This window comes from Antribacter sp. NEAU-D49 (genome assembly GCF_057158775.1).
Genome location: NZ_JBXTSN010000029.1, coordinates 17435 through 41764 on the forward strand (window position 1 = coordinate 17435; position 24330 = coordinate 41764).

The 24330-nt window shown below is 72.7% G+C and carries 21 protein-coding genes; 19 read left to right on the forward strand and 2 right to left on the reverse strand.

The annotated features are described in order from the left end of the window. Nucleotides 1-173 precede the first annotated feature (173 nt). Nucleotides 174-902: a GNAT family N-acetyltransferase gene (locus AC060K_RS18865; protein WP_483766887.1), complete on the forward strand. Its 729-nt coding sequence runs from the start codon at nt 174-176 to the stop codon at nt 900-902. Nucleotides 903-911: 9 nt separating this feature from the next. Here AC060K_RS18865 and AC060K_RS18870 read toward each other — a convergent pair whose 3' ends face one another. Beyond that, complete coding sequence (locus AC060K_RS18870) at nt 912-1601, reverse strand: TetR/AcrR family transcriptional regulator (RefSeq protein WP_483766888.1); 690 nt, start codon at nt 1599-1601, stop codon at nt 912-914. A gap of 126 nt (nt 1602-1727) precedes the next feature. Here AC060K_RS18870 and AC060K_RS18875 point away from each other — a divergent pair, with 126 nt between their 5' ends. Both AC060K_RS18875 and AC060K_RS18880 read left to right on the forward strand, forming a co-directional pair. Continuing rightward, entirely contained in the window at nt 1728-2321 is a 594-nt protein-coding gene (locus AC060K_RS18875; protein WP_483766889.1) for a DUF6230 family protein, read from the forward strand. Continuing rightward, complete coding sequence (locus AC060K_RS18880) at nt 2312-3943, forward strand: DUF6114 domain-containing protein (protein WP_483766890.1); 1632 nt, start codon at nt 2312-2314, stop codon at nt 3941-3943. The genes AC060K_RS18875 and AC060K_RS18880 overlap by 10 nt, the downstream gene beginning before the upstream one ends. A 118-nt stretch (nt 3944-4061) precedes the next feature. Here the strand turns inward: AC060K_RS18880 and AC060K_RS18885 are convergent, their stop codons facing one another. Further along, entirely contained in the window at nt 4062-5432 is a 1371-nt protein-coding gene (locus AC060K_RS18885; protein WP_483766891.1) for an isochorismate synthase, read from the reverse strand. A 110-nt stretch (nt 5433-5542) separates the two neighbouring features. Here AC060K_RS18885 and AC060K_RS18890 point away from each other — a divergent pair, with 110 nt between their 5' ends. The 16 genes from AC060K_RS18890 to nuoN all read left to right on the forward strand — a co-directional run bounded on the left by AC060K_RS18890 (nt 5543) and on the right by nuoN (nt 24324). Then, nucleotides 5543-6238: a demethylmenaquinone methyltransferase gene (locus AC060K_RS18890; protein WP_483766892.1), complete on the forward strand. Its 696-nt coding sequence runs from the start codon at nt 5543-5545 to the stop codon at nt 6236-6238. Nucleotides 6239-6518: 280 nt separating this feature from the next. Beyond that, on the forward strand, nt 6519-7826 hold the full coding sequence (locus tag AC060K_RS18895; protein ID WP_483766893.1) for a geranylgeranyl reductase family protein: 1308 nt from the start codon (nt 6519-6521) through the stop codon (nt 7824-7826). 13 nt (nt 7827-7839) lie between these two features. After that, a complete protein-coding gene (locus AC060K_RS18900; protein WP_125773443.1) occupies nt 7840-8202 on the forward strand; it encodes an NADH-quinone oxidoreductase subunit A in 363 nt (120 codons plus the stop codon). A 49-nt stretch (nt 8203-8251) separates the two neighbouring features. Continuing rightward, nucleotides 8252-8803 (forward strand): NuoB/complex I 20 kDa subunit family protein, encoded by a 552-nt coding sequence (locus AC060K_RS18905; RefSeq protein ID WP_483766894.1) that lies wholly within the window; start codon nt 8252-8254, stop codon nt 8801-8803. After that, a complete protein-coding gene (locus tag AC060K_RS18910) occupies nt 8800-9564 on the forward strand; it encodes an NADH-quinone oxidoreductase subunit C (protein ID WP_483766895.1) in 765 nt (254 codons plus the stop codon). The genes AC060K_RS18905 and AC060K_RS18910 overlap by 4 nt, the downstream gene beginning before the upstream one ends. Continuing rightward, the gene (locus tag AC060K_RS18915; protein ID WP_483766896.1) at nt 9561-10913 is read left to right on the forward strand and encodes an NADH-quinone oxidoreductase subunit D; all 1353 of its coding nucleotides are present in this window, start codon (nt 9561-9563) and stop codon (nt 10911-10913) included. The genes AC060K_RS18910 and AC060K_RS18915 overlap by 4 nt, the downstream gene beginning before the upstream one ends. Next, entirely contained in the window at nt 10910-11824 is a 915-nt protein-coding gene (gene nuoE, locus AC060K_RS18920; RefSeq protein WP_483766897.1) for an NADH-quinone oxidoreductase subunit NuoE, read from the forward strand. The genes AC060K_RS18915 and nuoE overlap by 4 nt, the downstream gene beginning before the upstream one ends. Next, entirely contained in the window at nt 11821-13158 is a 1338-nt protein-coding gene (nuoF, locus tag AC060K_RS18925; RefSeq protein WP_483766898.1) for an NADH-quinone oxidoreductase subunit NuoF, read from the forward strand. Before nuoE ends, nuoF begins: the two co-directional genes overlap by 4 nt. Continuing rightward, a complete protein-coding gene (locus tag AC060K_RS18930) occupies nt 13155-15746 on the forward strand; it encodes an NADH-quinone oxidoreductase subunit G (protein WP_483766899.1) in 2592 nt (863 codons plus the stop codon). Before nuoF ends, AC060K_RS18930 begins: the two co-directional genes overlap by 4 nt. Then, nucleotides 15743-17068 (forward strand): NADH-quinone oxidoreductase subunit NuoH, encoded by a 1326-nt coding sequence (gene nuoH / locus AC060K_RS18935; protein WP_483766900.1) that lies wholly within the window; start codon nt 15743-15745, stop codon nt 17066-17068. Before AC060K_RS18930 ends, nuoH begins: the two co-directional genes overlap by 4 nt. After that, complete coding sequence (nuoI, locus tag AC060K_RS18940) at nt 17061-17846, forward strand: NADH-quinone oxidoreductase subunit NuoI (RefSeq protein WP_483766901.1); 786 nt, start codon at nt 17061-17063, stop codon at nt 17844-17846. Before nuoH ends, nuoI begins: the two co-directional genes overlap by 8 nt. Continuing rightward, a complete protein-coding gene (locus AC060K_RS18945) occupies nt 17843-18715 on the forward strand; it encodes an NADH-quinone oxidoreductase subunit J (RefSeq protein WP_483766902.1) in 873 nt (290 codons plus the stop codon). The genes nuoI and AC060K_RS18945 overlap by 4 nt, the downstream gene beginning before the upstream one ends. A 1-nt stretch (nt 18716) precedes the next feature. Continuing rightward, nucleotides 18717-19016, forward strand: a complete 300-nt coding sequence (nuoK, locus tag AC060K_RS18950) for an NADH-quinone oxidoreductase subunit NuoK (RefSeq protein ID WP_483766903.1) — start codon at nt 18717-18719, stop codon at nt 19014-19016. A gap of 6 nt (nt 19017-19022) precedes the next feature. Beyond that, nucleotides 19023-20939 carry an NADH-quinone oxidoreductase subunit L gene (nuoL, locus tag AC060K_RS18955; RefSeq protein ID WP_483766904.1) on the forward strand — a complete coding sequence of 639 codons (1917 nt, stop codon included), beginning with the start codon at nt 19023-19025 and terminating at the stop codon, nt 20937-20939. A gap of 11 nt (nt 20940-20950) precedes the next feature. Next, on the forward strand, nt 20951-22486 hold the full coding sequence (locus AC060K_RS18960; protein WP_483766905.1) for an NADH-quinone oxidoreductase subunit M: 1536 nt from the start codon (nt 20951-20953) through the stop codon (nt 22484-22486). Continuing rightward, nucleotides 22486-24324 (forward strand): NADH-quinone oxidoreductase subunit NuoN, encoded by a 1839-nt coding sequence (gene nuoN, locus AC060K_RS18965; protein WP_483766920.1) that lies wholly within the window; start codon nt 22486-22488, stop codon nt 24322-24324. The genes AC060K_RS18960 and nuoN overlap by 1 nt, the downstream gene beginning before the upstream one ends. The last annotated feature ends 6 nt before the right edge of the window (nt 24325-24330 follow it).

A 24330-nucleotide genomic window follows, 5' to 3' on the forward strand; every position in this document is an offset into this window, starting at 1 on the left:
GGGGTGGGGCCCAACTCCCCCCGCTTTCTGCCCCCCCACCCCAACCCCCCCACGGCTTGGGGAGGGGGCTGGGCGACACGCGCGGCGCGCGCCACTCCGGGGAGAAAAACTACATTAGTGGCGAACCTCACCTTCACTCGGTGAAGGCGTGATCGCGGGGATACGTTGTGCCCGTGACTGCGTCGTTCACTGTCGTGCGGACGCTCGGCCGGTCCGACGTCGCCCATGACATCCTCGCCGAGCTGCCGGAGTGGTTCGGCTCGGAGAAGTACACGCACGAGTACGTGGAGGCGGCCGACCGGTACGTCAACTACGTCGCGGCCGCCTCCCTGCCGGGCGGGTCCGGGCATGCGGGGCCGCAGGTGGCTGCCGCTGTCCCCGCGCCCGAGGCCACCCGCGCCGTGAAGCCCTCGACGGCCGGCCGCGGGCACGTGCCCGCGAGGCTCTCGGCCCCGCTCCCCGTGGCGCCGCTCGTCTCGTCGACGGCAGGAGCGGCGGTAGCCGCGCCCTCCCTGGTGGGTGCCCCGCTGCCGGTGGCGACGTCGGTGCCGCTGCTGGCTCCCGCGGTGCTCCCCGCCCCGCCCCTCGACGTGCACGACGCCCAGGGCATCCTGCTGCTGAACCACCGCTACCCGACGAGCGCCGAGGTGCACCTGCTCGCCGTCCGGCGGGCCCGGCACCGCACGGGGATCGGTCGTGCGCTCCTGGCCCAGGTCGAGGAGGACCTGCGTGCGCAGGGCGTGCGGCTGCTCAGCGTGAAGACGCTCGGCCCGTCCCGCCCGGATCCTGAGGGGTACGACCACACCCGGGCGTTCTACCAGGCGTGCGGTTTCGTCCCCGTCGAGGAGTTCCCCGACCTGTGGCCGGACAACCCCTGCCTGCTCCTCGTGAAGGTGCTGTAGGGCGGGCGTTCAGGCGCGGCTGGGCAGCTCGACGGCAGGTGCAGCGCCGAGCGCCTCGTCGCGCGAGGCTCCGCCGGCGACGGCGGCCTCGACGAGCGCCGCGGCCGACCCGGGCTCTGCTGCGCCGACGACGGCCAGCAGGCTGTGCTCGAGATAGCGCACCAGGTCCTCAGCGGGCAGGTCGGTGCCGATGCCGCCGTCGACGAGGGTCTGCTCGGCGAGGGCGACCCACGACCGCACGGCGATGCGCACAAGCGGCGTGTCGGGTGCGCCGAGCTGGAGCATCCCCGTGAGCGCACGCTCGGTCTGCTCGCGCCGGGCGTCCTCGATGACGGCCCGCACCTCCTCGTCGCCGCTCGCGGCACCGCGCACCAGGGAGTAGAAGGTGGGCCCGTGCTCGCGCACGTACCGGACCAGCCGCGTGAGGGTGTCGCGCAGGCGGGGGACAGGCGGGAGGTCGTCGCGCGGCTCCGACGCGTGCAGCATCGAGTCGCGGGCCCGGCGGACGATCTCCTGGTGGAGGCCGTTCTTCGAGCCGAAGTAGTAGTAGACGAGCCCGGTCGAGACGCCTGCCTCGGCGGCGATCTCCTCGACCGTCACGTCGGCGAGGGCGCGGTCGGCCAGGGTCGCCACGCCGAGCGCGACGAGCTGGTTGCGTCGCTCCTCGGGGCGGAGGCGGGTGCGCCGGCCGGTTGCCATGGGGCGAGCATATCGGGCAGGTCGCAGAGGAGCGCCGCGCGGACAATTGACGCTGAGTCAGTAATTGCCTAGGGTCTCGCGTGGACGACAAGGCTGTCGTTCCCGTTGCGTCCGAGGGGATCCCCTATGAAGCTCAGCAAGCTCACGGCGTCACGCAAGGGACGTGTCGCTCTCGCCGTCGTACCGGTCGTCGTCGCGTCGACGGTGCTCCTGGGCGGTGTCGCCCAGGGAGCCGTGCCCGTGGCGTTCACCGTGTCGGGTAGCCAGTTCAAGATCTCCGCCGACTACCTCGAGGGCGTCGGCTTCTCCCAGTACGCAGGCCTGGCGACCGGCCAGGACGGTGTGGAGCACCCCACCGCCATCGCGAACATCCGCGAGGCCAAGCTGACGAACCTCTGCCAGTCGATGGTTCAGGACACGCCGCTGGGCAAGGTCGGCGTGCTGATCAGCGCGGGCGCGGGCGACGTCCCCGCGAGCGCCACCGACCTGCAGATCGGCATGAACGACCTCCAGGGCACGGCCGTCTTCAACAACATCCGGATCGGCGTGGACGCGTCCACCGTCACCACCGACGCCAAGGGCGCGGCAGGCGACTTCGCCATGGACTCCGACACCATCACGATCGACGGTCTCAAGCAGGTCGCGTGGAGCACGCAGGCAGCGGTGTTCCAGCTCACCGACCTGAGCCTCAAGGTCACGGACGGTCAGGAGTGCTTCTGAGCCCGGGCGACGGCTCGGCGGGCGGCGGGCTCCGGGGCAGGGTCCGCGCGCTCGGCGCAGCCGCGCGCTCCACCGTCGCGATGCCTCGGGGCTTCCGTGCCTGGCGGAGGGAGCGGCCGTTCGTCGGCGGGCTCCTGACGATCCTCGCCGGCGTGGAGCTCCTGCTCTCCGGGCCCATCGACCTGGAGCACATGTCCGTCGCGTTCGGCGTCCAGGGTGCCCAGGCCACGCTCCTCCCGCTGGTCCTGATGGTGGTGGGCGTGCTGGCGGTGCTGCAGCCCGTCCAGCACGTGTTCTACGGCGTGGTGGCCCTGCTGATCTCCGTGTACACGCTCGTGGGCGTGAACCTGGGGGGCTTCTTCGTGGGCTTCCTGCTGGGCGTCGCGGGCGGCGTGACGATCGTGTCGTGGCTCGCGCCGAAGGTGGGTCACGACGCGGCAGCCGGTCCGGCTGCGGGCGACGCGGCCCCCGCCGAGGCGCCCGCCGCGGAGGCGGCGGACGAGTCGGCCTTGGCCGACCAGGCGTCGGCCGCGGAGGCGGCCAACCAGCCCGGCCCCGTGCCTGCCGTGACGCCCGAGCCGGAGGCGGCCGAGGCGCCGTCGGGCAGCCGGGCGGGAATCCCCCTGCCGCCCGCGCCGCCCGCGCCGCCCGCGGTGGACGCGGGCCGACGACGGGCCGCGGGCGAGCGCTCCGCCGCCGTGGTGCTGGCGGGTGTGCTGGCGACCGGCGGGCTGTCGGCGGCGCCGCTGCCGGCGGCCGCCGACTGCTGGGACCCCGTGCCGTGGCTCCCGATCGTCACGTGCCCGACGCCGTCCCCCACGCCCACCCCGTCCCCGTCCGCCTCGCCCAGCGGCGACGGCAACCCGGTCGACGACGTCGTGGACGGCGTCGGCGACGCAGCCGGCGGCGTGGTCGACGGGGTCGGGGACGCCGTCGACGGCGATCCCCCGGGCGAGCCTGTGGAGGGCGAGCCCGTGGAGGGTCCCGACGGGGCGGTCGCCGCGGCCCAGGAGGACGGCGAGATCCAGCCCGAGGAGGCGGAGGCGATCGTCGCGGAGGCGGTCGAGCTCGAGCTGGGCGAGTGCGTCGAGCTGGTGCTCGGCGGCGAGTTCGACGTGAACCTCCAGCTGCCCGGCGACTGCGGCTCGCCCGCCGACGGGAACCTGTTCTCCCTGCCCGGTGACCTCGAGAGCCGCGACCTGCACCCTCTGACCGGGCTCACGGGGATCGGCCTCGTGAACGTGCCGGTCACGGGCGGTGACCCCAACGGGAACGGGCGCCGGGACGTGATCCGGCTGTCGGCGAGCGAGCTCACCGTCGACGGCTTCTGGCTCAGGACGTACGCCTACGACGACCGGCCCGGCCATTCCGGCACGGTCGCCGGGACGGAGACCAACGCGGGATCGGTGGAGCTGCGGGGGAACGTCCAGATGTACGTGTCGTCCATCCACGCGAACCTGCCCGACGGGTCCGACCTGGTCGAGGTGGCCACCCGGGTGGCCGACGGCGCCTCGTTCGTGGAGATCCTGCTCGGCCTGGTGGACGCCCGGATGGGGCTGGTCGGCGCGACGTCGGACGTCCAGGTCTGGAACGGCTTCCGCGAGCAGGTCTGGAGCAGCTGAGAGCGATGTGCGTCGCCGAGAGAGGCGTCCGGACGCGGGGACAGGCCCTCCGGACGCCTCTCTCGGCGACGCCACAACCCCCCGGCGGCGGGACCGAACCGGAGAGCCACCCGCGCCCTCAGGCGCCCAGCGCGTGGCGCATCGGCTCCAGCTTGGCCTCGGACTCGGCCAGCTCCGCCTGCGGGTCGGACGCCGCGACGATGCCGCAGCCCGCGAACAGCCGGACCTGCCGGGGGTCGCGCGCCGACAGCTCCGCCGAGCGCAGCGCGATGCCCCACTCGCCGTCGCCGTCGGCGCCCAGCCAGCCCACCGGACCCGCGTAGCGCGCCCGGTCCAGGCCCTCGATCTCGCGGATCAGCGCGCGCGCAGCGAGCGTCGGGGTGCCGCACACGGCGGCGCTGGGGTGCAGCGCGGCCGCGAGGGAGAGGGACGACGGCGCCTCGTCGCCGGCCTGGTCGAGCACGCCCGTGACGTCGGTGGCCAGGTGCATGACGTTGGGCAGGTGCAGCACGAACGGCGCCTCCGGCACGTTCATCGACGTGCAGAAGGGGTCGAGCGCGGCGGCGACGGACGCCACGGCGTACTCGTGCTCCTCCAGGTCCTTGGACGACCGCGCGAGCTGGGCGGCCCGCAGCAGGTCGGCGTCGCCCTCCGGGCCGCCAGCCACCGCCGACCGGCCGATGGTGCCGGCCAGCACCCGCGAGGTGACCAGGCCCTTCTCGCTCCGCACGAGCAGCTCCGGCGTGGCGCCCACCATCCCGGCCACGCTGAACGTCCAGCACGCCTCGTAGGCGGTGGCGAGGCGCCCCAGCAGGAACCGCGGGTCGACGGGCCGCTCGGCACGTGCCAGCACGTCCCGCGCGAGCACCACCTTCTCGAGCTCGCCGGCCTTGATCCGGGCCACCCCCTCCGCGACGACCTCGGGCCAGTCGGAGGCGGCCACGGCGCCGTCGGACACCGTGACGCGGCCGGGCGAGGTGACGGGAGAGCGTGGCGTGGCCGCGAGGAGGGCGGCGCCCGGCGCGGGGGCGGCGTCGTCCAGGCGGGAGACGACAGTGAGCCAGGCCACCGTGCCGCGACGGCCCACCACCACCTCGGGAACGACGAGGACGCCGCCGGGGCGCGCGGGGTCCTCGTCCTCGTCGCCGGGCTCGGTGTCGTCGAACGCGAACGAGCCGAACGCGACCGGGCCGGTGCCGGGGAGGCCCACGTCGTCCACCACGACGGCCCGGGCGAGGACCGTGCGCCAGGCGTCCTCGGCGTCCGCGAACCGGCCGGGGCCCAGCGTCTCCAGCCGCAGCACCTCGCCCCAGCCCACCAGGCCGTCGCCACGGCGGACCCAGGCGAGCGGCTGGGTGTCGGGCAGCAGGTCGGTCAGGGCGGTGAGCCCGTCGCCGAGGTCGATCGGGACGGTGCGGACCACGAGCGTGGCGTCCACGGGGGACGTGTCGAGGTGCGGCGTGCTCACGCCGGCGGGCAGTGCGGTCATCACTCCTCAGGATAGGTCGGCCGGGAGGGCTCGCCGGACGGCCGTGGCAGGCCTCACACACGGCACGGGCCGCGCAGCCGCCGAGGCCCCGTCCGTGGAAAGATCGGGCCATGTCCCGAGCAAGCCTGGAGAAGAAGCCCGACGAGGTCGCGTCGATGTTCGACGGCATCGCCCGCCGGTACGACCTGACCAACGACCTGATCTCCCTGGGCCAGGATCGTCGCTGGCGCAGGCTCACCGTCGACGCCGTCGCCGCGATGCCCGGCGAGCGCGTGCTCGACCTGGCCGCCGGCACCGGCACCAGCTCGGAGCCGTTCGCGGACGGCGGCGCGTACGTGGTGCCGTCGGACTTCTCGCTCGGCATGCTCCGGGTCGGCAAGGAGCGGCGGCCCGACCTGCCGTTCGTCGCGGGTGACGCCACCCGCCTGCCGTTCGCCGACGCCAGCTTCGACGCCGTGACCATCAGCTTCGGGCTGCGGAACGTCGTGGACACCAGCGCCGCGCTCCGCGAGATGCTGCGGGTGGTGCGGCCCGGCGGGCGCGTGGTCATCGCGGAGTTCTCCACGCCTACCTGGGCGCCGTTCCGCCTGGCGTACCACGAGGGCTTCCTGCGGGTGCTGCCGGTGCTGGCCCGGACGGTCAGCACCGACCGCAGCTCCTACGAGTACCTCACCGAGTCGATCCGCGAGTGGCCCGACCAGGAGGCCCTCGCCCGGCTGATGCTCGGCGCCGGCTGGGAGCGGGTCGCGTACCGGAACGTGTCCGGCGGGATCGTGGCGCTCCACCGAGGCTCGCGCCCGGCCTGACCTACCCGCCCGCACCCCGCGCGCGTACCCGCCCGCCCGCACCCCGCGTGATCGGTAGTTCGGGGCATGATCGGCAGTTCGAACTGCCGATCATGCCCCGTTTTGCCGATCACATGACCCTGCCGCCGCCGGGTCCGCGCAGTGCCCGAAAAGTCCCAGCAAAAGGTTAGGACAGCCTTGCTGGTGAAACCCCCGTCTGTGTGGCTAGGGTGACGGTGTTGTGACAGGGTTCACAAGGCCCTGTCATCAAGCAGCGAGTTCACGACCTGGGGGTGAGCACGTGCGAGCAGCATCCCGCGACGACGCGGACGTCATCGTGGTGGGCGCCGGCCCCGCCGGCTCGTCCACCGCGCACTGGTGCGCGGCCGCGGGCCTGGACGTGCTGCTGCTGGAGAAGGGCGAGTTCCCCCGCGACAAGATCTGCGGCGACGGCCTGACGCCGCGCGCGGTCGCCGAGCTGGCCCGCATGGGCGTGGCCACCCGCGAGGAGGACGGCTGGATCCGCAACCGTGGCCTGCGGGTCCACGGCGGCGGCCGCAGCTACGAGCTCGACTGGCCCGACCTCACGAGCTACCCCGGGTACGGCATGGCCCGCTCCCGCATGACCCTGGACCACACCTTGGCGCAGCACGCGCAGGCGAGCGGCGCGAAGCTGCTCGAGCGCACCAAGGTCACGGGTCCGGTCCGCGACGAGCGGTCGGGCCGGGTCGCGGGCGTCGTCGTGCAGGGCCTGGACGCGGCCGGGCGGGCCGACGGCGAGCCGCGCGAGCTCCGCGCCCCCGTCGTGGTCGCGGCCGACGGCGTCAGCTCGCGCTTCGCCACGAGCCTGGGCATCACGCGCCGCGACGACCGCCCGATGGGCACGGCGGTGCGCGCCTACTACCGCACCCCGCGGCACGACGACCCGTTCATGGAGTCGCACCTGGAGCTGTGGTCGGGCGCGCCGGGCAAGAGCGACCTGCTCCCCGGCTACGGCTGGATCTTCCCGCTGGGCGACGGCACGGCGAACGTGGGGCTGGGCAGCGTCCACTCCACGCCCGCCCGCCAGTCCGCCGCGGGCATCGACTACCGCCGCCTCCAGGACACGTGGCTCCGCAACAGCGCCCCTGAGGGCTGGGAGCTCAGCCCCGAGGCCGCCACGGGCCCGGTCCGCGGTGCCGCGCTCCCGATGGGTTTCAACCGCGGCCCGCTGTACTCCGGCGGGGTGCTCCTCGCGGGCGACTCCGCGGGCATGGTGAGCCCGTTCAACGGCGAGGGCATCGCGTACGGGCTGCAGGCCGGCCGGGTCGCGGCGGACGCGATCGTCCAGGCCCGGGTCAAGAACACCGGAGCGGCCCGCGAGGCCGCCCTCGCCACGTACGCCGACCGCATGCGTGCGGACCTCGGCGGCTACTACACGCTGGGCCGCTGGTTCGTGCGGCTCATCGAGCACCCCGAGGTGATGCGGGTGTGCGTCCGGTACGGCCTTCCGCGCAAGGTCGTCATGCAGTTCACGCTCAAGCTCTTGTCCGACTGTTACGAGCCCCGCGGCGGCGACTGGATCGACCGCGTCATCGCCGGGCTCACCAGGGTGGTGCCTCGTTCATGAGGGAGATCCGAGCATGACCAACCCCTATGTCCCCGTCCTGGTCCTGATGGCCGTGGCGGCAGTCCTCGCGCTGGGCGGTGTCGCGGCGAGCGCCGTGATCGGGCCCAAGCGCTACAACCGCGCCAAGCTCGATGCGTACGAGTGCGGCATCGAGCCCACGCCCCACGCAACGGGCGGCGGGCGCCTGCCGATCAAGTACTACCTGGTCGCGATGACGTTCATCGTCTTCGACATCGAGGTGGTGTTCCTCTATCCGTGGGCGGTCGACTTCACGACCCTCGCGACGTTCGGGCTCGTGGCGATGCTGGGCTTCCTGGCCCTCATCACCGTCCCGTTCGTCTACGAGTGGCGCCGCGGCGGTTTCGACTGGGTGTGACGTCTGACTAGTGCGGCGCCCACGGGGGCCCCGCGAGTAAGGAAGCGCAATGGGTGTCGAAGAAGCTCCATCAGGTTTCCTGCTGACGACGATCGAGGATCTCGCCGGCTATCTCCGCAAGGCCTCGCTGTGGCCGGTGACGTTCGGCCTGGCGTGCTGTGCCATCGAGATGATGGCCGCCGGCGCGCCGCGGTACGACCTGTCCCGGTTCGGCATGGAGGTCTTCCGCGCGTCGCCGCGCCAGGCCGACCTGATGATCGTGGCGGGCCGCGTGAGCCAGAAGATGGCGCCCGTGGTGCGCCAGGTCTACGACCAGATGAGCGAGCCCAAGTGGGTGCTCTCCATGGGCGTGTGCGCGAGCAGCGGCGGCATGTTCAACAACTACGCGATCGTGCAGGGCGTGGACCACATCCTGCCGGTCGACATCTACCTGCCCGGCTGCCCGCCGCGCCCGGAGATGCTGATCAACGCGATCCTCGCGCTCCATGACCAGATCCAGCAGTCGCCGCTGGGCGTGAACCGGCGCGAGGCCGCGGCCGCGGCCGAGGCCGCCGCGCTGGAGGCCACCCCCACGTTCGAGATGAAGGGGCTCCTGCGATGAGCGGCGCCATGCTGCCCGACGGCGGCGGCCCGGGCGGCGACGTGGTCGCCCCTCCCGCCGGGGCCACGCAGCTCGAGGTCGTCGAGGTCCGCAAGGGCATGTTCGGCGTGGGCGACGCCGGCGACACGTCCGGCTACGGCGGGCTGGTGGCACCCGTGGTCATGCCGGGCCCGTCGGCGCGTCCTTACGGCAGCTGGTTCGACGAGGTTGTCGACGTCCTGGCGGAGGTCCTGGCCGAGGGCGGCCTGGCGTACGACGACGCGGTCGAGAAGGTCGTGGTGGACCGGCACGGCGCCGCGACGGCCGACGCGCCGCAGGTGGAGCTCACGCTGTACGTGCGCCGCGAGCACCTGGTACCCGTGTGCCAGGCGCTGCGCGACGACCAGGACCTGCGCTTCGAGATGTCGCTCGGGGTGTCGGGCGTGCACTACCCGCACGAGACGGGCCGCGAGCTGCACGCGGTGTACCACCTGGTGTCGATCACGCACGGGCGCCGGCTGCGCCTGGAGGTGGCCGCCCCGGACGCGGACCCGCACGTGCCGTCGACGGTGAGCGTGTACCCGACGAACGACTGGCACGAGCGCGAGACGTACGACTTCTTCGGCCTCATCTTCGACGGCCACCCCGCGCTGACCCGCATCGAGATGCCCGACGACTGGGTGGGGCACCCGCAGCGCAAGGACTACCCCCTCGGCGGCATCCCCGTCGAGTACAAGGGGGCCACCGTGCCCCCGCCGGACACGAGGAGGTCGTACTCATGAGTGCGCCTACCGCAACCCCCCGCGCCACGCGCTCCGCCGACGACGACCTGGCCTCCACCGTCCGCGCCTTCGAGGCGTTCGGCGACGGCGACTGGGACGAGATCGCCCGCGAGGCGGTGGGCGAGGAGCGCATCGTCGTCAACATGGGCCCGCAGCACCCGTCCACGCACGGGGTGCTGCGCCTGATGCTCGAGATCGACGGCGAGACGGTCACCGAGGCCCGGGCGGGCATCGGCTACCTGCACACGGGCATCGAGAAGAACATGGAGTTCCGGACGTGGACGCAGGGCACCACGTTCTGCACCCGCATGGACTACGTGGCGCCCCTGTTCCAGGAGGCGGCGTTCTGCCTGGCCACCGAGCGTCTGCTCGGCATCACGGACGACGTGCCCGAGCGGGCCTCGGAGATCCGGGTGCTGATGATGGAGCTCAACCGGATCTCGTCCCACCTGATCTGTCTGGGTACGGGCGGCAACGAGATGGGCGCCACCACGGTGATGACCGTCGCGTTCACCGCCCGTGAGGAGATCCTGCGGCTGTTCGAGGCCGTGACGGGGCTGCGCATGAACCACGCGTACATCCGCCCGGGCGGCGTCGCCCTGGACGTGCCCGAGGACTTCACGGCGCAGGCGCGGTCGGCGATGGAGCGGGTCCGCGGCTACATGGGCCAGCTGGCCGACCTCATGGTCGCCAACCCCATCTTCAAGGCCCGCCTCACCGACGTGGGCGCGCTGAACCTCGCGGGCTGCATGGCGCTCGGCATCACCGGCCCGGTGCTCCGGTCCACCGGTCTGCCGTACGACGTGCGCAAGCAGGCGCCGTACTGCGGCTACGAGACGTACGACTTCGACGTCCCGACGGACACCGCCGCCGACTGCTACTCCCGCGCGGTGCTCCGCATCGAGGAGTGCTACCAGTCGATGCGGCTCGTGGAGCAGGCCCTCGGCCGCCTCGACGCCTCGGCCGGCTCGCCGGTGATGGTCGCCGACAAGAAGATCGCCTGGCCCGCCCAGCTCGCGATCGGCGGCGACGGCCAGGGCAACTCCCTGGAGCACATCCGGAAGATCATGGGCACCTCGATGGAGGCCCTGATCCACCACTTCAAGCTGGTCACCGAGGGCTTCCGGGTCCCGGCCGGCCAGGCCTGGCAGACCGTGGAGCACCCGCGCGGCGAGCTCGGGGTGCACCTCGTCTCCGACGGCGGCACGCGTCCCTACCGCGCGCACTTCCGCGACCCCTCGTTCAACAACCTCCAGGCCGTCTCGGTGATGTGCGAGGGCGGCCAGGTGGCCGACGTCGTCGTCGCCGTCGCGTCCCTGGACCCCGTGCTGGGAGGTGTGGACCGATGACGGCCGACCCGATGGTCGCAGGCCCGGGAGCGGCGAAGCCGACCCGGACGGGCTACGACCCAGAGACCCTCGCCCAGCTCGTCGCCGATGCCGAGGCGATCACGGCCCGCTATCCCGACCCGCGCTCCGGCCTGCTGCCGATGCTGCACCTGGTGCAGTCGGTGGACGGCTATGTGAGCCGCGACGGCATCCTGTTCTGCGCGGAGCGGCTGGGGATCAGCGCCGCGGAGGTCTCCGCGGTGGCGACGTTCTACACCCAGTACAAGCGCCACCCCAACGGGACGTACACCGTGGGCGTCTGCACCAACACGCTCTGCGCGGTGATGGGCGGCGACGCGATCTTCGACGAGCTGGCCGACCACCTCGGCGTGGGCCACGACGAGACCACCGACGACGGCGCGATCACCCTCGAGCGCATCGAGTGCAACGCGGCCTGCGACTACGCGCCGGTGGTGATGGTCAACTGGGAGTTCTTCGACAACCAGACGCCGGGCTCGGCCGTGGACCTCGCCGACCGGCTGCGCGCCGGCGAGGCGGTGGCCCCCACGCGGGGCGCGGCCTCCGTGTGCTCGTTCAAGCAGATGAGCCGGGTCCTGGCCGGGTTCTCCGACGGGCGAGCCGACGAGGACGCCGGCATCGGCGACCCGACCCTCGCGGGCCTGCGGATCGCCCGCGAGCGCGGCTGGACGGCGCCGGAAGCCGGCGCCGCGCCCGCCGCACAGGAGCCCGCCGCACAGGAGCCCGCCGCACAGGAGGAGGCGACGGCGCCGCCGTCGGCCACCTCGCCCAAGCCCGGCGACGAGGGCTCCAGCGCCGCCCGGACGCCCACCACGCCGTCCGACACGCAGCCCGAGGGCAAGCCCGGCACGCCCGAGGCCAAGCCCGACGCAGGCAAGGGAGGCCAGTCATGACGCTCACCCCGATCCTGACGGACACGTGGGACGCCGAGCGGTCCTGGAAGCTGAGCACGTACGAGGCGCACGGCGGCTACGACGGCCTGCGCGCCGCCCTGGCGATGGAGCCGGGCGCCGTGGTGCAGGCGGTCAAGGACTCCGGCCTGCGCGGCCGTGGCGGCGCCGGGTTCCCCACGGGCATGAAGTGGGGCTTCCTGCCTCCGCCCGACGGCGGCCCGCGGTACCTCGTGGTCAACGCCGACGAGTCCGAGCCGGGTACCTGCAAGGACATCCCGCTCATGCTCACCAGCCCGCAGCACCTGATCGAGGGCGTGATCATCACGAGCTACGCCATCGGGTGCCACCACGCGTTCATCTACGTGCGCGGCGAGGTGCTGCACGTGTACCGGCGCCTGCTGGCCGCGGTCGAGGAGGCGTACGCCGCCGGGTACCTCGGCAAGGACGTGCTCGGCAGCGGGTACGACCTGGAGGTCACGGTCCACGCGGGTGCGGGCGCGTACATCTGCGGCGAGGAGACCGCGCTGCTCGACTCGCTGGAGGGCCTGCGCGGGCAGCCGCGGCTCAAGCCGCCGTTCCCGGCGGTCGCCGGCCTGTACGCGCGCCCCACGGTGGTCAACAACGTGGAGTCGATCGCGAGCGTGCCGGGCATCATCAAGAACGGCGCCGACTGGTTCGCCGCCATGGGCACCGAGAAGTCGCAGGGCCACGGCCTGTTCTCCCTGTCGGGCCACGTGCAGCGCCCGGGGCAGTACGAGGCTCCGCTCGGCGTGACGCTGCGCGAGCTCCTCGACCTCGCGGGCGGCATGCGGGAGGGCCACGAGCTGAAGTTCTGGACGCCGGGCGGGTCGTCGACCCCCATCTTCACGGCGGACCAGCTCGACACCCCGCTCGACTACGAGTCGGTGGGTGCCGCCGGGTCGATGCTCGGCACGCGCGCGCTGCAGATCTTCGACGAGACGGTCTGCGTGGTGCGTGCGGTGAGCCGGTGGACCGACTTCTACGCGCACGAGTCGTGCGGCAAGTGCACGCCGTGCCGCGAGGGCACCTACTGGATGAAGCAGGTGCTCCACCGCCTCGAGACGGGCGAGGGCACCGACGGGGACATGGACCTGCTCCTGGACCTGTGCGACAACATCCTGGGCCGGGCGTTCTGCGCCCTGGGCGACGGCGCCACGTCGCCCGTCACCAGCTCGATCAAGCTCTTCCGGGACGAGTACCAGGCGCACGTCGACGGCCACGGCTGCCCGTTCGACCCGAGCGCCGCGGCACTCTTCCCGTACACCCCCAAGTCAGCGCAGCCGGTCCTCGCCGGCGCCGGAGGTCACCGATGACCGTCACCACCCCCAAGCCGGCCGCGGCCGAGCCGGGCCCGGTCCAGAAGCCGGACCTGGTCACGTTCACGATCGACGGCGTGGAGCTCGCGGTGCCCAAGGGCACCCTCGTGATCCGTGCCGCCGAGCAGGCCGGCATCCAGATCCCGCGGTTCTGCGACCACCCGCTGCTCGCGCCCGCGGGCGCCTGCCGCCAGTGCCTGGTCGAGGTCGCCACCCCCGACCGCGAGGGCAACGTGCGGCCCATGCCGAAGCCGCAGGCGTCGTGCACGCTCGAGGCCACGCCCGGCATGGTCGTCAAGACGCAGGTCACGTCGCCGGTCGCCGACAAGGCGCAGCAGGGGGTCATGGAGCTGCTGCTCATGAACCACCCGCTCGACTGCCCGGTCTGCGACAAGGGCGGCGAGTGCCCCCTGCAGAACCAGGCCATGTCGAACGGCCGGGCCGACTCCCGCTTCCAGGACGTGAAGCGCCGCTTCCCCAAGCCCGTGACCATCTCCACGCAGATCCTGCTCGACCGCGAGCGGTGCGTGCTGTGCCAGCGCTGCACCCGGTTCAGCGAGGAGATCGCGGGCGACACGTTCATCGCGCTGCAGCAGCGCGGGGCGCACCAGCAGATCGGCCGCTACGACGTCGAGGTGCTCGACGGCGGCGCGCGCGGCGGCACCGCTGTGGACCGTCCGGTGGGCGAGGCGTACCCCGACACGTCCGGGCAGCCGTTCTCCTCCTACTACTCGGGCAACACGGTGCAGATCTGCCCGGTGGGCGCCCTCACGAGCGCGGCGTACCGGTTCCGCTCGCGGCCGTTCGACCTCGTGTCGACGCCGGGGATCGGCGAGCACGACGCGTGCGGCTCGGCGATCCGCGTGGACCACCGCCGCGGCGTGGTGATGCGCCGCCTGTCGGGCGACGACCCCGTCGTCAACGAGGAGTGGATCACCGACAAGGACCGTTTCGCCTTCGCGTGGCAGTCCGCGCCCGACCGCGTGACCACCCCGCTGGTGCGCGACGTCGCCGCCGACGGGACCAAGGGCGAGCTGCGGCCCGCCTCCTGGGCCGAGGCGCTCGAGGTCGCCGCGAACGGTCTGGCCGCCGCGCGCGCGGCGGGCGGCGTGGGCGTGCTGCCCGGCGGGCGTCTCACCGTCGAGGACGCGTACGCCTGGTCCCGGTTCGCCCGCACGGTGCTCCGCACCAACGACGTGGACCAGCGGGTCCGCGTCCACTCCGCGGAGGAGGCCGCGTTCCTGGCCCACGCGGTGGCGGGCACGGGCGTCGGCGTGACCTTCGGTGACCTGGAGAAGGCGCCGGCGGTGCTGCTCGTGGGCCTGGAGGCCGAGGAGGAGGCCGGGGTCACGTTCCTCCGCCTCCGCAAGGGCGCCGAGCGCAACGGCGTCAAGGTGTTCTCCGTGGCGCCGTACGCCTCGCGCGGGCTCGACCGGATGCACGGCACGCTGCTGCCCGCGGCACCCGGCACCGAGGCCGAGTGGCTCGACGGGCTCCGTACCCGCCTCTCCGGCGGCCTGCTGCCGCCCGAGGCGGGCTCGGCCCTGCTCGGCCCCGAGATCGAGGCCCTCGCGCAGCCCGGCTCCGTGATCCTCGTGGGCGAGCGGCTCGCCGGTTCGCCCGGCGCGTACACGGCCGCCCTGGCCCTCGCGGACGCCACGGGCGCCCGGCTGGCGTGGATCCCGCGCCGCGCGGGGGAGCGCGGCGGCGTCGAGGCGGGTCTCCTGCCCAACCTGCTTCCCGGCGGACGCCCGGTCACGGATCCGGCTGCCCGCGCGGAGATCGCCGCAGCCTGGGGCGCCTCTGAGCTGCCCGCGGAGCCCGGCCTGGACACCTCCGGCATCCTCGACGCGCTGTCCGTGGGCACGCTCGGCGGCGTGCTCGTGGGCGGTGTCGAGCTCGCCGACCTTCCCGACCCGGCCCACGCGCGCCGCGCGCTGGAGGCGGCGGGATTCGTGGTGAGCCTGGAGGTGCGGGCCTCGGAGGCCACGCGGTACGCCGACGTGGTGCTCCCGGTCGCTCCGCCCGTGGAGCGTGCCGGCTCCTACTGGAACTGGGAGGGACGCGTCCGGTCCTTCCCCGCGGCCCTCGACTCGGCCGCCCTGCCCGACCACCGCGTCCTGGATGCCCTGGCCGCGCAGCTCGGTACCCCGCTCGGCGTCGCGACGCCGGCCCAGGCGCACCTCGCGGTCGCGGCTCCCGGCCCGTGGGAGGGCCTGCGCGCCCCCGCACCCGACGGCGAGGCGGGTGAGCCGCCCGTGGTGGCCCCCGGTCACGCGGTCCTCGCGTCCTGGCGCCTCATGCTCGACGACGGCCGCGGCCAGGACGGCGAGGCCTTCCTCGCCGGCACGGCCAAGCGCGCGGTCGCCCGCATGTCGGCGGCCACCGCCGCGTCGTTCGACGTGTACGACGGCGACACGGTCACCCTGGCCACCGACCGCGGCGCGGTCACCGTGCCGGTCGCGGTGGCCGACATGGTGGACGGCGTGGTCTGGGTCCCCCTGGCCTCCGCCGGCTGCCGCGTGCACGACACCCTGGGCGCCGTTCCCGGCGACCTGGTCCGCGTGGAGAGGAGCGAGGCATGATCCCCGGGGTCGCCGCGGACTTCTCGCAGGACAACATCTGGGTCTCGCTGGTCAAGGCCGTGCTCATCGTGGTCTTCCTGCTCACGAGCGTGCTGTTCGCGATCTGGTTCGAGCGCAAGGTCGTGGCCCGCATGCAGGTGCGGCCCGGCCCCAACTGGCACGGGCCGTTCGGTCTGCTCCAGTCGCTCGCCGACGCGATGAAGCTCCTGCTCAAGGAGGACGTCAACGTCACGCGGGCCGACCGCGTGACCTACCTCCTGGCGCCGATGATCTCGGTGTTCTGCGCGCTGCTGGTGTTCGCCGTCATCCCGTTCGGGCCCGAGGTGACGATCCCGTTCACGGACTTCACCACGCCCGTGCAGCTCACGGACTTCCCGGTCGCCGTGCTCTACGTGCTGGCGTGCGCCTCGCTCGGCGTCTACGGGATCGTGCTGGGCGGCTGGTCGTCCGGCTCCACCTACCCCCTGCTCGGTGCCGTGCGGTCCACGGCCCAGGTCATCTCGTACGAGCTGGCCATGGGCCTGTCGCTGGTGAGCGTCTTCATCATGGCGGGGTCGATGTCGACGTCGCAGATCGTGGAGTCGCAGACGCAGCTCTGGTGGTTCATCCCGCTCTTCCCGGCGTTCGTGGTCTACGTCATCTCGATGATCGGCGAGACCAACCGCCTTCCGTTCGACCTCCCGGAGGCCGAGGGCGAGCTGGTCTCCGGGTACATGACGGAGTACTCGTCGATGAAGTTCGCGTGGTTCTTCCTCGCGGAGTACATCAACATGCTCAACGTGTCGGCGGTCTGCGTCACCCTCTTCCTGGGCGGCTGGCGGGCTCCGTGGCCCCTGTCGGCGATCGGCGACGGCATGCTCAACGAGGGCTGGTGGCCCGTCCTCTGGTTCCTCGTGAAGCTGTGGGCCGTCATGTTCGTCTTCGTCTGGGTGCGCGGCACGCTGCTGCGCCTCCGGTACGACCAGTTCATGGTCTTCGGCTGGAAGGTCCTCATCCCGGTCGCGCTCGCGTTCGCCGTCGTCGTGGCCGTCATGCAGTGGGCCCGCCGGATCGCCGAGGTGCCGTTCCAGGGCACGTTGGTCGTCATCGCGGTGGTCTGCGGCGTCGCCTTCCTCGCGATCTGGCTGTGGCCCGAGCGCGCCAGACCCGCCAAGCCCGACGACTCGGCCGTGCTCGACGCGTTCGCGGACGGGTACCCCGTCCCGCCGCTGCCCGGCCAGAAGCTCCCGCCGTCCCCGCGTGGCCGCCGTGCCCCGCTGGAGCACCAGCCGGACCAGGAGCACCAGGACGACCTGCAGAAGGAAGGTGTCACCGGTGAGTGACTACGAACCCATCAGGCCCAAGGCGGGCCCGGTCAAGGAGCTGTTCGCGCCCGTCGCGGGCTTCGGGGTGACGCTGTCGTCGATGTTCAAGCCGGTCGTCACCGAGCAGTACCCCCGCGACAAGGTGGCGCCGCAGCGCCGCTTCCACGGCCGCCACCAGCTCAACCGCTACGCCGACGGCCTGGAGAAGTGCATCGGCTGCGAGCTGTGCGCCTGGGCCTGCCCGGCCGACGCCATCTACGTGGAGGGCGCCGACAACGCCGACGTGCCGCAGGACGGCTCGCCCGTGCCCGTGCACATCAGCCCGGGCGAGCGCTACGGCCGCGTCTACCAGATCAACTACCTGCGCTGCATCTTCTGCGGCCTGTGCATCGAGGCGTGCCCCACGCGCGCGCTCACGATGACCAACGACTACGAGCTGGCGGGCAACAGCCGCGCGGGGATGATCTACGAGAAGCAGGACCTCCTCGCGCCCCTCGCGGAGGGCATGCTCGCGGCTCCCCACCCCATGGCCGAGGGCACGGCCGCCACGGAGTACTACCGCGGGGACGTCGTCGGCCCGACGGCGGCGCAGGTCGCCTGGGTGCGCGAGCACCGGCCCGACGACCCCACGGTGGACGCCGCGGACGCCGTCGCCTCCGGGAAGGCGCCCCTCCCGACGCCGCTGCAGCACGAGCTGCGACCCGACCACGGCCCGGGTGCCGCCGAGCGCGCGGCCGGTGCGGCCGCGATCGGCTCGGTCCGGAGCCCGAACGAGACGCGCGAGGTGACGGCATGACCCCGGGTCTGGAGGTGTCCGGCGGTGAGACCGCCCTGTTCTGGGTGCTGGCACCGCTGATGGTGCTGGCGGCGCTCGGGCTGCTGTTCGTGCGCCGCGCCGTCCACGCCGCGATGTGCGTGGTGTTCGTGATGATCAGCCTGGCGATCATGTACGTCGCGCAGGAGGCGCCGTTCCTCGGCGTCGTGCAGGTCGTGGTCTACACGGGCGCCGTGATGATGCTGTTCCTCTTCGTGCTGATGCTGGTGGGGGTCGACGCGTCGGACTCGCTGACCGAGACCATCAAGGGCCAGCGCTGGATCGGCGTGCTCCTCGGCCTCGGCTTCGGCGTGGTCCTCACCGGGGTCGTCGCGCAGGCCGTGTTCCCGCCCGCCGTCGGGCTGGAGCAGGCCAACGCGGTGAGCAACCCCGTGGGGCTGGCGCGCGTCCTGTTCGGCGACTACGTGCTCGCCATGGAGGCCGTGGGCGTCCTCCTGGTCACGGCGGCGACGGGTGCGCTGGTGCTCACCCACCGCCGTCGGCTCACCACGCGCCGCACGCAGCGCACCACCGCCGACGCGCGCGTCCGCGCCCTCACCGAGGGCGTGTCGCTGACGCCGCTCCCGGCGCCGGGCGTCTACGCGCAGAACAACGCGATGGACACCCCCGCGCTCGACCCGGCCGGCCGGCCGGTGCCCGAGTCCGTCCCCCGCGTGCTGCGGATCCGCGGTCAGGAGCGGTCGGCGACCGACCTGCTCGACGCCGAGGCCGCCATCGTGGGCAGCGACACGAGCGGAGACGCCGGCACCGCCGTCGGCCCGGCCGCCGGTCGCCCCGCCGGGACCGACACGAGCGACAGCACGCCGACCCAGCCGGCCCGGGAGGCCTGACGTGGAGATCACCAACTACGCCGTCCTGGCGTGCATCCTCTTCGCGATCGGCGCCACGACGGTGCTGCTGCGCCGCAACGCCATCGTGGTGTTCATGGGCGTGGAGCTCATGCTCAACGCCACGAACCTCGCGTTCGTCACGTTCGCCCGTCTCCACGGCGACCTGACGGGCCAGGTGCTCGCGTTCTTCGTCATGGTCGTCGCGGCCGCAGAGGTCGTCGTCGGCCTCGCGATCATCGTGACGATCTTCCGTACCCGCCGCTCGGCCTCGGTCGACGACGTCAACCTCCTCAAGGGCTGAGGCCACATGGACAACGTGATAGGGCTCGCGCCCTGGCTCGTGGGGTTCCCCCTGCTCGGCGCGGCCATCCTCCTGCTCGGCGGCCGGGCCACCGACCGCTGGGGCCACTGGCTCGGCGTGGTCGCCTCGGCGGCGTCCGCCGTGACGGGCTTCGTGCTGCTGTTCGCGATGATCGGCACCCCCGCCGAGGAGCGCGTCGTCGACCACCACCTGTGGACGTGGCTGTCTGCGGGCGGGCTCGACGTGGACCTCGGGCTGCGTCTCGACCCGCTGTCGATGACGTTCGTGATGCTCGTGACCTTCGTGGGCACGCTCATCCACGTCTACTCGGTGGCGTACATGGCGCACGACGCGCACCGCCGCCGGTTCTTCGCCTACCTCAACCTGTTCGTCGCGGCGATGCTCACGCTCGTCCTCGCGGACTCCTACCTGCTGCTGTTCGTGGGCTGGGAGGGCGTGGGCCTGGCGTCGTACCTGCTGATCGGGTTCTGGGACCACAAGCGGCCCAACGCGGTGGCGGCCAAGAAGGCGTTCGTCATGAACCGCGTGGGCGACATGGGGCTCATCGCGGCGATGGCGCTGCTGTTCGCGAACGTGGGCTCGGTCCAGTTCGCTGAGGTGCTGCCGGCCGCCGGCGAGGCGGGCGACGTGAGCACGGCGACGTGGACGGCGATCGCCCTCTGCCTCCTCCTCGCGGCCTGCGGCAAGTCCGCGCAGTTCCCGCTGCAGGCCTGGCTCGGTGACGCGATGGCGGGCCCCACGCCGGTCTCCGCCCTGATCCACGCGGCCACCATGGTCACGGCGGGCGTCTACCTCATGGTGCGCAGCGCGCCCGTCCTGGAGGCGGCACCCACGGCGCAGCTCGTGGTGGTGTGCGTCGGAGCGGTGACCCTGCTCTTCGGGGCGATCGTGGGCTGCGCCAAGGACGACATCAAGAAGGCGCTCGCCGCGTCCACGATGTCGCAGATCGGGTACATGATGCTCGCCGCCGGGCTCGGCCCTGTCGGGTACGGCTTCGCGATCTTCCACCTGCTCACGCACGGCTTCTTCAAGGCGGGCCTGTTCCTCGGCGCCGGCTCGGTGATGCACGGCATGGACGACGAGGTGGACATGCGCCGCTTCGGCGGGCTGTCGCGGTTCCTGCCGGTCACGTGGATCACGATGGGCCTCGGCTGGCTCGCGATCCTCGGCGTGTTCCCCTTCTCCGGCTTCTGGAGCAAGGACGGCATCATCGAGACGGCGTTCGTCCCGGTGGACGGCCAGCCCTGGCGGGCGTGGCTGTTCGGCTCGGTGGCCCTGGTGGGCGCCGCGATCACCGCCTTCTACATGTCGCGCCTGTTCTTCATGACGTTCGGCGGCCAGCGCCGCTGGGACGACGACCATCACCCGCACGAGTCCCCGGCGCTGATGACGGTGCCGATGATCATCCTGGCGGTCGGTTCGGTCGCCCTGGGCGGCCTGCTCGCCATCGGCGGCACGTTCACCACCTGGCTCGAGCCCGTGACGGGGCACGCCGAGCACGGCGAGCCGGTCATCCCGTTCTGGCCGCTCGTGATCCTCACGCACGTCCTGGTGATCGGCGCGGCCCTGCTCGCCTTCCGCCAGTACGCGGTGTCCCGGGTCCCGGTCACCCCGCCCGTCGGCAGCCCGCTGACGCGCGCGGCCCGCCGCGACCTGTTCCAGGACGCCACCAACGAGACGCTCGTGATGCTCCCCGGCCAGGTCCTGACCCGCTCGCTCGTCTACGGCGACAAGGCCGTGGTCGACGGCGGCTGGCTCGGCCTGGCCGGGACCGTCACCCGGGTGGGCGAGAAGGTGCGCGGCATGCAGAACGGCTACGCCCGCTCGTACGCCGCCATGATCCTGACCGGCGTGCTGGTGATCGCGGGCGTCGCCGGCATCGCCGCGGCGGTGACCCAGTGAACGGAGGAGACATGTTCCCGTGGCTGACCGCGCTCATCGCGTGGCCGCTCGTCGCCGCGGCGGTGACCGCCGTGAGCGGGCGTACGCGCTCGGGCGCCCCGAGCCCCCGCCACGTCGCGCTCGTGGGCGCGCTGGTCGAGGTGGGGCTCCTGGTCGGGGCCATCCGGCAGTTCGACGAGGGCCGCGCCGCAGACCACCAGCTGGACCAGACGGTCCCGTGGATCCCGCAGATCGGTGCGTCCTACGCGGTCGGCGTGGACGGCGTCGGCCTCCTGCTCGTGGCGCTCTCGGTGGGCCTGGTGCCGCTCGTGATCCTCGCCGCCTGGCGCGAGCAGGGCGGCGACGACCGCCGCCTGCGCCGCTACCTGGTGCTGATCCTCGTCCTCGAGGCCTTCATGGTGGCCGTGTTCAGCGCGCGGGACGTCTTCCTCTTCTACGTCCTGTTCGAGGCCATGCTCATCCCGGCCTACTTCATGATCGGGGCGTTCGGGCAGGGCCCGCAGCGCCGCTACGCCGCCGTGAAGTTCCTGATCTTCTCGCTCACGGGCGGGCTCATCATGCTGGCCGCGGTCATCGCCCTGTACTTCCAGGTGCCGGCAGACCCCGAGACCGGCCTGCGGCCCGAGAACGCGTTCCTCACCGAGAACCTCACCGGCCTGGGCCTCGACCCCACGGTGGAGCGGCTGATCTTCCTCGGCTTCTTCCTCGCCTTCGCGATCAAGGCGCCGCTCTTCCCGGTCCACACCTGGCTGCCCGACGTCGCGGAGAACGCCCCCGTGGGCACCTCCACGCTGCTCATCTGCGTGCTCGACAAGGTCGGCACCTTCGGGATGCTGACGCTCTGCCTGCCCCTCTTCCCCGGGGCCAGCCAGTGGGCGGCGCCGGTGATCGTGGTGCTCGCCGTGATCAGCGTGCTCTACGGCGCCGTGATGGCGATCGGGCAGGACGACCTGCTGCGCCTCGTCGGGTACACCTCGGTGTCCCACTTCGGCTTCATCATCCTGGGCATCTTCACGTTCACGCCGCTCGGCGTGGCCGGCTCGGGCTTCATGATGCTCAACCACGGCATCGCCACCGGCGCGCTGTTCCTGGTCGCGGGCTTCCTCATCGCCCGCCACCCGGCCCGGAGCCAGCTCATCGCCGACTACGGCGGCCTGCGCACCGTGACGCCGGTGCTCGCCGGCGTGTTCCTCGTGTCCGGCCTCGCGACCTTGTCGCTGCCCGGGCTGGCCACGTTCGTCAGCGAGATCATGGTCCTGATCGGTGCGTTCGGAGGCTCGCCCGTCGCCGCGCTCGTCGCGATCCTGGGCGTCGTGCTCGCCGCCGTGTACGTGCTCCTCACGTACCAGCGGATCTTCACCGGGGCCCCGGCCGCGGGCCTGGAGACCCTGCCCGACCTCACACGCCGTGAGCGCCTCGTCGCCGTCCCCCTGGTGGTGGCGCTCCTGGTGCTCGGGCTCGTGCCGCAGCTCGCGCTCACGTATGTGGACGCCCCCGCCGACCAGTCTGTGGTCGCGGTCCTCGAGAACGAAGGGAGCGAGCAGTGATCCCCGACTTCACCGCCCCGCTCATCGACTGGGCGGCGCTGGCGCCGCTCCTGGTGGTCCTCGGCGCGGGGGTGGTGGGCGTCCTCGTGGAGGCCTTCGTGCCCGACGCCGTCCGCCGCGCCACCCAGATCACGCTCACCCTGGCGGCGCTGGCCGCCACGGTGGTGCTGATCGCGCTCCGCTGGGACCGGATCACGGGCTGGCCCGAGGACCTGGACGCCGTCTCCGACGTCCTCGTGGGCGGCACGGTCATGGTCACGCCCTTCGCGCTGGCGCTGCAGGGCACCATCGTGGTGCTGGCGTTCCTCGGCGCCCTCGTGGTTGCCGACCGGACGTCGAGCGGCCAGGATGCGTTCGCGCCCACGGCGGCCGCCGTGCCGGGCACCGCGTACGAGGACCTGGCCCGGCGGGCCGGCCTCCAGCAGACCGAGGTCTACCCGCTCCTGCTGTTCGCCACGGGCGGCATGATGCTGTTCGTCGCGACCGACGACCTGCTGATGATGTTCGTGGCGCTCGAGGTGCTGTCGCTGCCCCTGTACGTGCTGTGCGCCACGGCCCGCCGCCGGCGTCTGCTCTCGCAGGAGGCCGCGGCCAAGTACTTCCTGCTGGGCGCGTTCGCCTCGGCGCTGTTCATCTTCGGCGTGGCGCTGATCTACGGGTTCGCGGGCACCGTGCGGCTCGTCGGCACCCAGGAGGCTCCGGGGGTGGCGCAGCTCCTGTACGGCGGCGTCACGCTCGACGGCATGACGGTCCTCGTCGTGGCGGGCATCCTCCTCGTGATGGTCGGCCTGCTCTTCAAGCTCGGGGCCGTGCCCTTCCACGCGTGGACTCCCGACGTCTACACCGGCGCCCCCACCCCGGTCACCGGCTTCATGGCGGCGTGCACCAAGGTGGCGGCCGTCGGCGCGCTGGTCAAGGTGCTCTACACGCTCGCGATCGGCCTGCCGCCCGAGGTGGTGGACCAGGTCCGCACGGTCGTCGTGGTGGTCGCGGTGCTCACCATGGCCGTGGGCACCGTCGTGGGTGCCGTGCAGACGGACGTCAAGCGGCTGCTCGCCTACTCGTCGATCGCGCACGCCGGCTTCCTGCTGGTCGCCGTCTCGGCCTTCGACCTGGCAGGCACCGCCTGGACCGAGGCCGTCCGTGCGGTGCTCTTCTACATGGTCGCCTACGGCGTCGCGACGGTGGGTGCCTTCGGGGTGGTGACGCTCGTGCGCGAGCGCACGATCGTCCCCGGCCGCGCCACGGCCGAGGACGGGCCCGACGGCGACGACGACGGCGTGGTGCTGGGAGAAGCTACCCACCTGTCGCAGTGGGCCGGCCTCGGTCGGCGCGCGCCCTGGCTCACGGCGGCGTTCGCGCTGTTCCTGCTCTCCATGGCGGGGATCCCGCTCACCGCGGGCTTCGTGGCCAAGTTCGGCGCGTTCGGTGCGGCCGTCGCGGGCGGGCTGTGGTGGCTCGCGGTGGTCGGCGTGCTCGCGTCCGTCGTCGCGGTCTTCTTCTACGTCCGTGTGATCGTCCTCATGGTGTTCACGCCCCCGGCGGAGGAGCAGCTGCTCGCCGGGGCGGAGGCCCGGGCCCGGGAGGCCGAGGCGGACGGCGACGTCCAGGCCGGCGAGGCCGGCGCGTCGTCGGGCACCGAAGGGTCCGAACCGGCTGGTGGGGGCGTCGCGACCGCGACGCGTACGGAGGTCACCCGCACCGTGGTGACCGTCGTGGGCTCGCGCGGACCGGCCGCCGTGGCGATCGTGGTCTGCGCCGTGGCGACCCTCCTCCTGGGCGTTTTTCCCGGTCCGGTTCTCGAACTTGCCGGTGAGGCTATTAAGTTCGTGCCGTGACCTCTG

Coding starts and splice junctions, on each gene's coding strand:
- AC060K_RS18960 (WP_483766905.1), top strand. CDS start 20,951: ATGTTCCCGTGGCTGACCGCGCTCATCGCGTGGCCGCTCGTCGCCGCG.
- nuoH (WP_483766900.1), top strand. CDS start 15,743: ATGATCCCCGGGGTCGCCGCGGACTTCTCGCAGGACAACATCTGGGTC.
- AC060K_RS18915 (WP_483766896.1), top strand. CDS start 9,561: ATGAGTGCGCCTACCGCAACCCCCCGCGCCACGCGCTCCGCCGACGAC.
- AC060K_RS18885 (WP_483766891.1), bottom strand. CDS start 5,432: ATGACCGCACTGCCCGCCGGCGTGAGCACGCCGCACCTCGACACGTCC.
- AC060K_RS18910 (WP_483766895.1), top strand. CDS start 8,800: ATGAGCGGCGCCATGCTGCCCGACGGCGGCGGCCCGGGCGGCGACGTG.
- AC060K_RS18875 (WP_483766889.1), top strand. CDS start 1,728: ATGAAGCTCAGCAAGCTCACGGCGTCACGCAAGGGACGTGTCGCTCTC.
- AC060K_RS18930 (WP_483766899.1), top strand. CDS start 13,155: ATGACCGTCACCACCCCCAAGCCGGCCGCGGCCGAGCCGGGCCCGGTC.
- AC060K_RS18900 (WP_125773443.1), top strand. CDS start 7,840: ATGACCAACCCCTATGTCCCCGTCCTGGTCCTGATGGCCGTGGCGGCA.
- nuoF (WP_483766898.1), top strand. CDS start 11,821: ATGACGCTCACCCCGATCCTGACGGACACGTGGGACGCCGAGCGGTCC.
- AC060K_RS18890 (WP_483766892.1), top strand. CDS start 5,543: ATGTCCCGAGCAAGCCTGGAGAAGAAGCCCGACGAGGTCGCGTCGATG.
- nuoL (WP_483766904.1), top strand. CDS start 19,023: ATGGACAACGTGATAGGGCTCGCGCCCTGGCTCGTGGGGTTCCCCCTG.
- AC060K_RS18870 (WP_483766888.1), bottom strand. CDS start 1,601: ATGGCAACCGGCCGGCGCACCCGCCTCCGCCCCGAGGAGCGACGCAAC.
- nuoE (WP_483766897.1), top strand. CDS start 10,910: ATGACGGCCGACCCGATGGTCGCAGGCCCGGGAGCGGCGAAGCCGACC.
- AC060K_RS18945 (WP_483766902.1), top strand. CDS start 17,843: ATGACCCCGGGTCTGGAGGTGTCCGGCGGTGAGACCGCCCTGTTCTGG.
- AC060K_RS18905 (WP_483766894.1), top strand. CDS start 8,252: ATGGGTGTCGAAGAAGCTCCATCAGGTTTCCTGCTGACGACGATCGAG.